A 12,462-nucleotide genomic window follows, 5' to 3' on the forward strand; every position below is an offset into this window, starting at 1 on the left:
CGGCCATCCTTTCCGGGAACATGAAACGATGGCGCTTTTCACTGGCGCTGCTGTTGGGCGGGAGGGTGCTGTCCTGGAGCGCCCTTCGGGGTATGGGGCTCATGCCAAGGTGGTAAGGGAACCCCACGCGCCAACCAATGGCATGGCGAGTGCCACCCATTTGGGAACCGTGGCAGGAATGGCTTCTTGGGAACCGAACGCTCTCTGGCAGTGACTCCTTGAGAGATTTGGAGGGTGGACGATGTGGTGCAATGGAAGCGCCCGCTCCTCACTCGGTGAAGACGAGGCAGGTCCGGCCTTGGGCGGGGATCTTCACTTCCAGCACGGCTTCGTTCGCGGTGTTGAGGGTGAGCCCGCGGGGGGCGCCGCCGTCGATGGAGAGGTGTGCCGTCTTGCGCAGGCCGGTGTAGTGGAGCGGCAGGCGGATCTGGCGGGTGATTTCCCCGCCGAGTGGATTGTAGAGGAAGGCGAGGCCTTTTTCGCGGCCGGCCGGGTTGGCGTGGAGGATGCCGTCCCAGTCCTGTCCGTTCGGGCGGCGGAGGTGGAGGATGTCGCCGTTGTCGAGCACATCACGGTGCTGCTTGTAGAAGTTCACCCACTTCACCACCAGCGCCTTGGTCTCGGGGGTGTCATACAACTGCGGGCCGCGGTAGCAGGCCTGCACGCCGTAGCCGAGCAGGTTCGCGAAGCGGGCCTCGTAGTGCGGCAGGTGCTGGGCCAGCGGCTCGATCGTGGCGTCCGCGCCACCTCCATGGTACTGGGAGAGCGGCACGAACATCCATCCCATGCTCTGGGTCTTGTTCCAGGTGCCATCGTACATGTTCTGGCGCTCGATGATTTCCTGTTCGGCGCGTGGCAGGCTCCAGTTGGTTTCCCGGTAGCCCATGCCGCACTTGTTCGCCCCGGTGAGGAAGTACCAGTCCGGGACATTGAGGAAGACGCCGTCCCCGCGCAGGGTGCGGTATTGATCGGTGATGGCGCGCCACATCGTCCACTGCGAGTCCTCCTTGCCGTGGTGGAAGGGATGGTCGGTGGCGGCGCAGAGGTCGCCGGGGTAGGAGCCGTCGTTCTCGAACACGCCGAGTCCCGCGTGCCGCGTGAACTTGACGATGTTGTCGAGGTAGTCCCGCCCCCATTGGGTGCCGAGGCAGGGCATCACGCCGTAGCGCGGCGGGCTGCCCTGGGTGTTGTCCTTGGGATTGCGGGCGCCCCGCGAGGCGAGCAGGGAATAGCCGCCGAGCGCGATCTTCTTGCTCCGGGCATAGTCGGCCAGCTCCTTGTACTGGTTCCAGTAGGCCGGGTCGCGGCTCTCGAAGTTGAATCCGGAGCCGAATGACATGATGACCATCTCGAAGCCGGTGTCCGCCGCCTGGTCGATCGCCTCGCGGATCGTCTTCGGATCGGACTGCACCTTGTGGAACATCAGCGGGTTCTCATTCGTCCACGGGGCGATGAGGCGGTACATCTTGCGCCGTGCCAGCGAGCGGCGCTCGCGTTCGGTGGAATCCAGCAGCAGCTCGAACACACGGAACGATTCGAAGGGCCGGTCCCGCGTCACCTCCTGGTCCGGGCCGAGCGGCGGCTGGCAGCGCAGCAGGCACGGCGTCTGGCGGTCGTAGTGGACCTGGGTCGGATACTCCGGATCGGAAACGATCTTCACGGTCGGGTTGGCGTAGTCGGCGGCCATGTCGCCGAAGGCCATGTCGGACTCGACCCAGAGGTTGTATTTCTCCGTGACCGGCGCGGTGTTCACCGAGGATTCGGTTTCGGCGAGCTTCAGCTCGTCGGCGACGAACGCGTTGAGGCGTGCCGGCTTGTCGCCGTTCACGCCCACCGTCAGCCATTTCGAGAACAGCGGGATGCCGTCGTAGAGTTCGTAGTGGACGGTGATCTCAGGCAGGTCGGTCCTCGGTGCCAGCGGCTTCGCCGGTTCCGCGCCGCGGAGAGTGAGGTTGAGCAGGTGGCAGCGGATCAGGTTCGCGTTTGCATCGGCGCCTTCATAGTCGCCGCCCTTGCCACCGCGGCCGACCTTGCCGACGCGCAGTTTCACCGGTGGCTTCGCGAAGGGGACGGTGGCGATGGTGTCGTAGGAGTCCCCGGTCTGGGTGGCCTCGAACACCACCGTGTCCTGGCGCAGGGTGGCGCGCAGGCGCACCGGCTTCGCGCGGTCGAACTTGCCCGCGAGACCGGAGGTGGTGTCGAAGACCTGCTGGTTCGGGCGGAGGATGAAATGGACCGTGGTGCCATCCGCGGCGGCGAGCGCCAGCCCGGGTCCCCAGGCGTTCGAGTGGGTGTCGTCGCCGGCGTCCAGGAACAGCTCCACCGAGGTGGCCTTCTCCGGCCACGGCCGCTCCGCGAACACCGCGGTATCCGGCAGCGCCATGATTTCGCCGGACTTTCCTTCATTGGAGAACGACGAGCGCGCGTGGGCCTTGCTGGCGGTGAGGGTCCAGCCTGGCTTCGGTTGGGAAAAGCCGCCGAAGGTTTCCTCATACAGCACCTCGCCGGTGAGCGTCGTCGAGGGAACCGCGGGCGGGCTGTAACGCATCACCAGGTGCTTGCCCGGCGGCGGCCACGCGTGATCCTTCGCCAGCCACTCGGGACGTTTCTTCCACTCCAGGCGCTTTGAGACCGGCAGCTCCTGCCAGCCGGTGAATTGATAGGCCCCGGGCAGCGGCCGGAGACCCTTGATCCATTCGTCCTTCAGGTAGTTCTGGATGCGCTGGCCGGTCAGGCCGCCCACGGGATACTCGGTGCCGTTGATCGTGACCCGCGCCTCGGGGGCGACGGCGCGCAGCAGATGCTCGCCGCTGACGAGGTTTTCCAGCGAGACCGTGGAGGCATTCGGGGCCAGGCGGATGACGCGCCGTGCCAGACCGTTCTCCAGCGTCAGCGTGCCGGATGGGCTTTCGGTGATCCGCGCGCGGTAGGGGGCGGGATGGACCAGCCAGTCGGTGGTGGAATCCGCGGTGGCATCGGCGGATTGGGCCGCGGCGGGAAATGCCAGCGCCACGCATGCGGCGGCCAAACAGGGAATCGGGATGGAATGCATCGTCACCATTTCTCAAGGTTCAAACAAAAGAGACGGGGCCCATACGGAGGCGATCGTCCGACACTATCCGCGATTTTGCCCCGGCGGCCTCATGCCGTGTCGACAGCGGGGGCGCGGCGGGGGCGCGGCGGGCGGTTCCGGGGATTTGGAAAAAAATGTGAAATAGTCCGCTAAAACGACCTGGGGTAGGCTTATACCTTACAGAGGGCCATTATGCATTTCCCCCACGACGACGAGCAGACGCGCGAGTTCCTCTCGCTGATGGTGCCCCATCAGCCGAGCATCCGGAACTTCGTTCTGAGCATTCACCCGCAGCCGGGTGATCTCGACGATTTGATGCAGAACGTCGCGATCAGCCTGTGGGAGAAGTTCGCCACCTTCGACAGGACCCGCGAGTTCCTGCCGTGGGCCAATAGCCTCGCCTATTTCGAAGTGCTGCGGTTCCGCAAGAAGTGCAGCCGGGACCGGCTGGTGTTCTCGGGGCTGGTGCTTTCGGAGGACCTGGTGGCGATGCTGGCGGAGGAGGCTTCCTCGCGGAGCCTGGCGGAGCCGGTGCGCGCGGCGCTGGAAACCTGCCTCTGCAAGCTGGACGAGAAGTCCCGCGAGGTGGTGATGGCGCGCTATGCCAGCGGCAACTCGATCGCGGACCTCGCGGCCAGCCGGAAGGAGTCGGTGCACCGCCTCTACCGCATCCTGGAGAAAGTGCGCTCCCTGCTCGTCACCTGTGTCCACCGCCAGCTTTCGGCCAGCGGTGTGACCTCCATCCGATCGATTTCATGACACCGTCCCCCCGCCTCGATCAGTTGCTTTCCCGTCTCAGCGACGGCTTGCTGGAACCCGCGGAGGCCGAGGTGCTGGATGGCATCCTGCGAGGCGATCCCGCGGCCCGGGAACATTACCTCGTCCACATCGCCGTGCACATGGCCCTGGCGGATGAGGAAATGCGGCGCCGCATCGTCATGCTGCCCACAGCCCGGCGTCCGCAGCGCTGGCCATGGTTGGCCGCGGCCGCCGCGGTGGTCCTGAGTGCCGCCGCCCTGTGGTACCGGCCAGCACCCATCCGGCCCACGGAGCCACAGATGGCCGACCATGAGGTGGAGGTGGTGCCTGCGGCGGTGGCGATTGTTTCGGCCCAGGATGGGGTGAAGTGGAATCTCGCGGCACCGCCGGCGAATGGCATCGGCTTGCCCGTGGGAACGATCCAGACAACCGCCGGAGACCTTTCCATCTCCATCCTGGATGGGCCCGCCATCACGTTCCGGGGTCCGGCGGAGTTCCGCTTGGAAGGCCGTTCCCGGATCCGCGTGATCCGGGGGCAGGCGGCCTTCCGCAGCGATGAGCCACACCGCATGTTCCTCGTGGAGGTCGGGCACGGATCCGTGACCGATACCGGTGGGGAGTTCTCGGTGATCGCGGAAGAGGGGGGGGACGCGCGGCTCCATTGCTTTACCGGCCGGGTGAGGGTGTCCTCCACCGGAGATCAGGACGGGACTTTCGAGGATTGGGATGTTCAGGCCGGGCGCGGCCTGTTGGTCGCCGCCGCCATCCAGCGGACCGATGAGGAGGGGGACGAGTTTCCCCGGGTGCCTGCCGCCATTCTGCCCGGCCCTTCGCTCCGCTCGGAGGCCTACCCCCATGCGGTCATGGAGTCCTCGCCGCTGGCCTACTGGCGTTTCGAGAAGCTCGGGTCGGAAGGCTTGGTGGCGGATGAAACGTCCGGCGGCCATCCGTTGGCGCTTCGCGGACAGGCCAGGTTGGAGGGCTCCTCGCAACGGTATCTGTTCGTCGATGACAAGGATGCTTCCGGGTTTGCCGACAGTAACTCCGGCATCCAGGGGCTCGATACCCGGAAGGGCCGGAGCATCGAGTGCCTGCTCTACTCGAGTGGTGAATCGTTCGCCACGGCGGTCGCCCTGGAGTTGGACACGCCCATGCCGGACGAAGTCCCGCGGCGCGGCATCGCCAGCCACGCGCCCGATGCCTCCCTTCTGGAGATTTTCGGGAGGCAGAGAAATCCCCGGGACGCCACTCCCGGTCATGTGATCCGGGCGCTCTACCGCTCGCCAGCGGGATATGAGGGTGGAACCAATCTCACGTCATCGCAGGGGAATTTGCTCCACCGCTGGGTGCACGTCGCCGCCACCTTCGGTCAGGACGGGATCTACCTCTACATCGATGGCGAGCCTTCCCGCGAGATCATCGCTCCATTGCAACCGAAGGGTATCGCATTGCGCGCCATCGTCGGCCGGTTGCAACCCGGACCCCGGGACGCATTCCGGCAGTGGTCCGGCGGCATCGATGAACTCGCCCTCTATGACCGGCCGCTTTCCGCTGCGGAAGTGAAGGCCCACTACCAGGCCTCCCGTCGCTGAGGCCTGCCACGCTCCCCCATCCACGCCGGGCCGGTCCACCGTGCCCCCGGGTGACCTGTCTCTCCATCATTGCCTGATCGCATTTAGTACCCATGAAAAAGACCTACCGTTTCCTTCAGCTCTCCGTCTTCTTCGGAGCCACGCTTCTCCGGGCCCATGCCGCCGACGGCACCTGGATCGCCACGGCCACTTCCGGCAACTGGACCGATGCCTTCAGTTGGTCCGGCGGCACCATTGCGGACGGCTCCGGGTCCACCGCCTATTTCACCAGCGACATCAGCGCGGCCACGGCGGTGTCCCTCGGCGGAGTGAACCGCACCATCGGCAACATCGCCTTCTCCGACAACGGCGGCGCGGGCAGCGCCTGGAGCGTCAGTGGAAACGCACTCATCCTCTCGGTTCCCAGCGGTTCGCCGACGATCACCGCCGACACCACTGCCACGATCAGCTCGATCCTCACCGGCTCCGCGGGATTGATCAAGGCGGGCAATGACTCGCTCGTTCTGACCGGGGCGAACATCTACACCGGTGGCACCGCCATCAACGCCGGCACCCTGCAGATCGGCGATGGCAGCACCAACGGGACGATGAACGGTGCCTATACGATCGGCGCGTCCGGCATCCTCCGCTACTTCCGGACCGCCGACACCACGGCTCCGGCGTGGGCAAACATCCAGGGAGCCGGCGTGTTGTCCGTGATGACCAACCGTGCCAATAGCGGGACGACCAACGATTGGGGACAGGCCGCGCTGCCGGCCGGGTTCACCGGAACCGTTCGGATCGAGCGGGGCCGGATTTCCACCAACACCCAGACCTCGCTCGGCAGCGCTTCCGCCGTGGTCGTTCAATCCGGCGGACAACTTGGCATGTGGAACGGTGGGACGTTCCCCCAGAACTTCACCATCGTGGGCACGGGCTATGGGGAGTCCGGGTATGAGTCCGCCCTGCGTCTGGCAAACAGCGCTGTGAGCACCACCGTCAGCGGCACGGTGACCCTCACGGGCAATGCCGCCATCGGGGCATCGGGCACGGGTACTCTTTCCAACACGATCTCGGAGACGACCCCGTCCAGCCTGACCTTCGGCACCGGCAGCCAGGGGGGCACCATCATCCTCGGCGGCACCAATACCTACACGGGGGTGACGACCATCGCCAACGGGACCGTGTCCGTTTCCACCATCGGCAATACCGGTGTCAGCGGGAACCTCGGCACCAACGGCACCATCAACCTGGGTGGCGGTGGATCGCAGGGCATCCTGACCTACACCGGAGCGGGGGAGACGATTGACCGCCTCTTGAATTTCTCCGGCACCACCGGCGGCGCGACGGTGAACAACAACGGCGCGGGTCTGCTCCGGTTCACCACTCCCACCACGACCACCGGCTCCGGTGCCAAAGGCCTGGGATTCGGCGGCACCGGCAACGGCCAGCTCGATGGAGGCATCACCGCCCTCGGCGGGCTGATGAACATCACCAAGTCCGGCGCGGGGGCATGGACGCTCGTCGGCGATCTCAGCACGGCGGGCGGCTCGATGACCGTGAACGCGGGCACCTTGGTGCTTTCCGGAAACAACAGCTACACCGGTGTGACCCGGGTGAACACCGGTGGCACCTTGAGCGTGGGCACCCTGGCCAACAGCGGTGTGGCGAGCAACATCGGTGCGGCCACCAATGCAGCCGCCAATCTGGTCTTCGGCGGTGGCACCTTGATCTACACCGGGGGGACCGTTTCGACCGACCACTCCTTCACCGCCACGGCGGCCAGCACCCTGGAGGTGACAAGCGCGGCGACCACGCTGACCATCGCGAACACGCTCAACGCGGTCGGTGGTAGCTTCGTGATGACGAAGACCGGCGCGGGCACGCTCGTCTTCGGCGGCTCCGCGGACAATTCAAGCCTCTACATCGCTGTATCCGCAGGCAACCTCGAGCTTGCCAAGAGCGGCACCACCAGCCGCGCGGTGGCGGGGATCAACAGCGTGGCCGTCGGCACGACCGTCAAACTCACCGGCACCGGCGGCGATCAGATCTATGGCGGCAGTGCGGGCACCAACTACGGGGTGAACGGGCTGGCCGGGACGCTCGACCTCAACGGCCACTCGGAAAACACCAGCAATTTCAACGGCGTCGCGGGCGGCGTGCTGACCAACTCGGCCGCTGCCACGAGCGTCGTTTGGACGGTGGGCGAATCCAACGCGACCGCCACCTTCGCGGGGGTGGTGGAGAACGGCGCTGGCACCGTCGCACTCGCCAAGACCGGCACCGGGACGCAGACGCTCTCGGGGACGAACACCTACACCGGGGGCACGATCCTCAACTCCGGCACGCTGGCGCTGGATTACAACACGCAGGACAGTTCCAAGCTCTCCGACAGCGGGCCCCTGATCCTGAACGGCGGCACGCTCCAGATGGCTGGCGTGCTCGGTACTCATGTGGAAGCAGTGGGGCCCGTCACGATCAATGGCAATGTGAGCATCACGCGGAGCGGGTTCAATTCCGCCGTGCTGGCCCTCGGCAGCTACACCAACAACGGCGTGCTGAATGTCACGGCCACCGGACTTGCCACCACCACGGTGCCGAACAATGCCGCGGGCTACCTCGACAATGTCACCCTCGCAGGCAACCAGCTTGCCATGAACGATGGCACGCTCGGCGGTGGATTGGGCAACATCGTTGCCGCCAGCGTCACCTATGCGGATGTCAATCGCGCGACGGGCACGAAGACCATCACCAACAGCGCGGGCTCCATCGTTCGAATCATCGAAGGCTTGGGAGGAGCTTCTACAAACATCACACTGGGTGCTGCCACCACCGACATCGCGACCCTCTTCCAGACCGCCACGGGTGGCACCACGGTCGTCGATCTCGGGACCAATATGCTGCGTCTCGATGCGAACGGCCGTATTTTCTCCGGAGCTGGTGCCTCGGCGCTGACCCTCCAGAGCGGAACGCTCACGGCCGGTGGCGCGGACAACACCGCGGGAACCATCGACATTCACAACGGCAGCACGAACCTCATCCTCGTCACTTCCCCAATCACCAACAACGGCACCGGTGCCGTGGCGTTGCAGACGGTCGGCAATGTCACGCTCACCGGCGCGAACACCTATACCGGAGGAGTCACCGTCAACGGCGGCGTTCTCTCCGCGGGTAACAACACCAGCAATCTCGGCGCGACCGCGCTGGGCACTGGCACGGCCACCGTCAATACCGGCGCCACGCTCCAGTTCTGGGTGAACACCAATACCACGGGAACGACCTTCGCGAACAACATCACGCTCAACGGCGGCACGCTGCTCAGCCAGGACGGGCTGAACAACCTGAGCGGCAACATCGTGATCGGTGCCTCCGGCGGCACCTTCAAAAGCCAGTGGGACACGAAGAACCTCGTGATCAACGGGGGCGTCTCCGGCAGCGGGCCGGTCACGATTGACAAACTCACGGGCAACGGCGGGAGCAAGGTCATTTTCGCCGGAACCAACACCTACACCGGCACCACCACCATCAACGGCGGTGCGCTGCAACTCGCCAAGCGGGCCTCGCTTTACAACAGCACCACGGCCTCGTGGACGGCGGCCAACCTGACCGTGGCCTCCGGAGCGGTCGCCGTCTTCAATGTCGGTGGTAGCGGTGAGTTCACCTCGGCGGACATCGATACCCTCCAAGGCCTCACGAACGTGGGCGCGGTCACGGCCACCCAGGGCTTCAAGAGCGGCTCGATCCTCGGCCTCGACACCACCAACGCGGGCGGCACTTTCACCTACAACAGCGCCATCGCGAACCACGTCGGCACGGTGACCGATACCCTCGGGCTCACCAAGTATGGCACCGGAATCCTCACGCTCACCGCCGCGAACACCTACACCGGCGCGACCGCGGTCAATGGCGGCACGTTGTCTATCGGTGGGGCGGGCTCGCTGAATTCCGGTGCCTATCCCGGCACGATCTCCATCGCCTCGGGGGCCACGTTCAATCACGACTCGTCCACCGCGCAGACTCTCTCCGGTGCCATCTCCGGTTCGGGCGCGCTGACCAAGACCGGGTCGGCCACGCTCACGCTCGGTGTCCAGAGCAGCTACACCGGCGGCACCACCGTCAGCCAGGGCATCCTGGATCTCACCGGCGGCGGCGGTGCCAACGGCACCATCCGCGGCACGGCCACCGTGAACGCCGGCGCGACCTTGCGGCTGAGCACCGGGGATGCGACCGGCTCCGATGCGACGACCCGCCTCAGCACGATCAACCTGGTGGGCGGCAATCTCGACGTGAACTCGACCAGCAACCAGACGCTGGGCAGCGCCACGGTCAACATGACCGGCGCGAGCATCACCGGCATCGCGGGTTCGAACATCGATTTCTTCGCCGGAGCTTCGGCGTTGAAAACATTCGCCTCGTCCACAACCTCGGTCATCAGCGGCACGGCGATTTCCCCGATGCGCCAGGGCAACACCACCTTCACCATCGCACCGGGCACGACGCCCTCCGGCATCGATCTCGACATCCAGGGGGTGATCAAGAACTCGGCGGCCGGTGACGCGGCCACCGGCTTGTGGACCATCACGGGCGGTGGCACGGTGGCCTTCTCCGGCACCAACACGATCACCGGCAGCGCCACCAAGTATCTCACGGTGACGGGCACCGGCACCACGCTCATGGTTGGCAACGGCGGCGCGACCGGCACGCTCAGCAGCCTGACCGTGACGAACAATGCGATCGTGTCCTTCAACCGCTCCGACGCGGCCGGCAGCTTCTCCAACATCATCTCCGGAACCGGGCAGGTGAAGCAGGTTGGCACCGGCACCACCACCCTGACGGGGGTGAACACCTACACCGGTGCCACCACGGTGAGCGCGGGTGCCTTGCTCGCCAACAACGCCAGCGGCTCCGCCACCGGCACCGGGGCGGTCACGGTGAAGACCGGCGGAACCTTCGGTGGAACGGGCGCGGTCACCGGCAGCGTCACGGTGGAGTCCGGCGGCACGCTCGCTCCGGGAGCCGGAGGCATCGAGTCCCTGGGCTCCGGTGACCTGGGCCTGCTTGCGGGCGGCACGCTCGTCGCGGAGATCCGCTCGTCCGGCACACCGGGCGCGGACGTGGTGAATGTCACCGGCAATGTCTCGCTCGCGGGCAATCTGTCGCTGGTGGACATCGCCGCGACACCGGTCGCGCTGGCCGCCGGAACAAAGCTGACGGTGCTGACCTACACCGGAACCCTGACGGGGACCTTCGCGGGTATGGCCGAAGGCAGCATGGTGACGCTCGGCTCGAACAGCTTCAAGATCCGTTACGCGGACAACAAGGCCGTGACGCTGGAGATCCCGCTGGTCGGCTACGAGGCCTGGGCCTCGGCGCAGGGGCTCACCGCCGGGAACAACGGCCGGACCCAGGATCCGGATGGCGATGGTGTGAACAACGCCATGGAGTTCTATCTCGGGACCAATCCGCTCGCGAATGCGTCACGGAGCCTTCCGACGATGTCCGCAACCCCGACCCACTACCTCTTCACCTTCAAGCGGGATGACGTGGCGGAATCCCTCGCGACGTCCCAGAGCGTGGAGTTCTGCGACAATTTGCACGACTGGACCGGTATTCCGATCCCCGCCACGGACAGCGGTCCGGATGGCAATGGATTGAGCGTGACGGTCGTGGAGAATGGCAGTGCCGCCGATGATGTCACGGTCGCCATTCCGAAGACCTTCTTCGTCGGTAACGGTGCTTTCGCCCGCCTGAAGGTGAACTTGTGAGCGCGGGACCTGGCATCCGTGTCGTAAGGAACCCTCTCCACTGGTCCCGGAACCTTCGGGTGAATTCCTGATCCGTTCTCCGGGTAGTATGCAAAGAACGGGCGGTCGGGGGAAAAACCCGACCCTGGCCGCCCATGCTTTGCTGAAGGTCCTAGGGTTCGATCCGGTCATGTATTTCACGAAACAGCAGGATCCCAGGCCGGGTTTTCCGGTTTCCGCCGGTCCATTCATGGCCCGGCCATGGGTTCAAGCAGTGGAGTTCCCACGATAGCCATGATAAATACAGTTTTGAGATCCTATACGCCCTCGGTTTCCCGGGAGTCCGGCGGCGATCCGGTGCTCTCTTCGAATTGCCCGCGTGGCGATTCGCATGAGGTTTCAGACATGCTTTCCGCGGGGCGATCTCCAGTTCATGAGGTGAATCCCGGCACGCTGGTCCGGAGTTTCACCGCCCAGGGGCACCGTGCGTCCGGTCGATGGTCCGAATGGCACTACCACCGGGAATGGGAGCTGGTGTTCGTCCAGAGTGGCTCCGGCGTCAGATGCATTGGAAGTTCCGTGGAAAAATTCTCCACGGGGGATCTGGTGATCATCCCGGGGGATCTCCCGCACGCCTGGCATTGGCACGGCGGGAAGCCCCTCCGGTGCACGGTGCTGCACTTCTTGCCCCAGGCTTGGGGGGATGCCTTTTGGGAGATCCCGGAGGTCCAGGCATTCCGCATGCTCTGTGGGCGGGCGGCGGGAGGCGCGCGCTTCGCCGGGCGTGAGGTGGAGAAAATCGGGCGGGGGATGGAAGAGCTGTCGGCAACCGATTCGGCCACGCTGGCGTCGCTGTCCAAGTTGCTCGGCATCTTTTCTCAAATGACCACCCTCGAGTGCTTTCCTCTGAACGCGGTGGAAACACGAACCGGGGGACGGCAGAATCGCCTCCTGGATGACCTGCTGGCGTGGGTGGCGGCCAACTTGAAGGAGGATATCACCCAACAGGAAGCCGCCGACCGGGTGAGGATGAATCCGAGTTCGTTCTGCCGGTGGTTCAAGGCGCAGACCGGCTGCTCCTTCAAGCACTACCTGAACGAGATCCGGGTGGCGAAAGTCTGCGCCGCGATCGCCCGGGGTGGCCAATCGATCACCGAATCCGCCTTCGAGGCCGGGTATAACAACCTCTCGAACTTCAACCGGCGGTTTCTCAAAGTCACCGGAGTGACCCCGTCGGCGTTTCGGAAGCAAGTCAGGATGTCCCTCAGGTAATCGTGCCCGCCGCGGCAGATGGTTCCGGGACGCCCGGGGGAAA

At 65.4% G+C, this 12,462-nt stretch carries 5 protein-coding genes; 4 read left to right on the forward strand and 1 reads right to left on the reverse strand.

Features of this window, described 5'->3' with window-relative positions; all coding sequences use genetic code 11:
- Positions 1–268: 268 nt before the first annotated feature.
- Positions 269–3,052, reverse strand: coding sequence for a hypothetical protein (locus llg_RS13755; protein ID WP_338285249.1), 2,784 nt, complete (start codon positions 3,050–3,052; stop codon positions 269–271).
- 213 nt (positions 3,053–3,265) lie between these two features.
- On the opposite strand from llg_RS13755, the gene llg_RS13760 reads away from it, so the two are divergent.
- The 4 genes from llg_RS13760 (at position 3,266) to llg_RS13775 (ending at position 12,419) form a co-directional block, all read left to right on the forward strand.
- Positions 3,266–3,832 carry a sigma-70 family RNA polymerase sigma factor gene (locus llg_RS13760; RefSeq protein ID WP_338285250.1) on the forward strand — a complete coding sequence of 189 codons (567 nt, stop codon included), beginning with the start codon at positions 3,266–3,268 and terminating at the stop codon, positions 3,830–3,832.
- The gene (locus llg_RS13765) at positions 3,829–5,424 is read left to right on the forward strand and encodes a LamG-like jellyroll fold domain-containing protein (RefSeq protein WP_338285251.1); all 1,596 of its coding nucleotides are present in this window, start codon (positions 3,829–3,831) and stop codon (positions 5,422–5,424) included. Before llg_RS13760 ends, llg_RS13765 begins: the two co-directional genes overlap by 4 nt.
- Positions 5,425–5,516: 92 nt before the next feature.
- Positions 5,517–11,168: an autotransporter-associated beta strand repeat-containing protein gene (locus llg_RS13770; protein ID WP_338285252.1), complete on the forward strand. Its 5,652-nt coding sequence runs from the start codon at positions 5,517–5,519 to the stop codon at positions 11,166–11,168.
- 384 nt (positions 11,169–11,552) lie between these two features.
- Entirely contained in the window at positions 11,553–12,419 is an 867-nt protein-coding gene (locus llg_RS13775) for an AraC family transcriptional regulator (RefSeq protein WP_338290184.1), read from the forward strand.
- Positions 12,420–12,462 lie beyond the last annotated feature (43 nt).

The organism is Luteolibacter sp. LG18 (genome assembly GCF_036322585.1).
Lineage (GTDB): Bacteria > Verrucomicrobiota > Verrucomicrobiia > Verrucomicrobiales > Akkermansiaceae > Luteolibacter.

Bases quoted from the DNA above. Each gene is read 5' to 3' on its own strand.
- llg_RS13770 (WP_338285252.1), top strand. From the start codon at position 5,517: ATGAAAAAGACCTACCGTTTCCTTCAGCTCTCCGTCTTCTTCGGAGCC.
- llg_RS13775 (WP_338290184.1), top strand. From the start codon at position 11,553: ATGCTTTCCGCGGGGCGATCTCCAGTTCATGAGGTGAATCCCGGCACG.
- llg_RS13765 (WP_338285251.1), top strand. From the start codon at position 3,829: ATGACACCGTCCCCCCGCCTCGATCAGTTGCTTTCCCGTCTCAGCGAC.
- llg_RS13755 (WP_338285249.1), bottom strand. From the start codon at position 3,052: ATGCATTCCATCCCGATTCCCTGTTTGGCCGCCGCATGCGTGGCGCTG.
- llg_RS13760 (WP_338285250.1), top strand. From the start codon at position 3,266: ATGCATTTCCCCCACGACGACGAGCAGACGCGCGAGTTCCTCTCGCTG.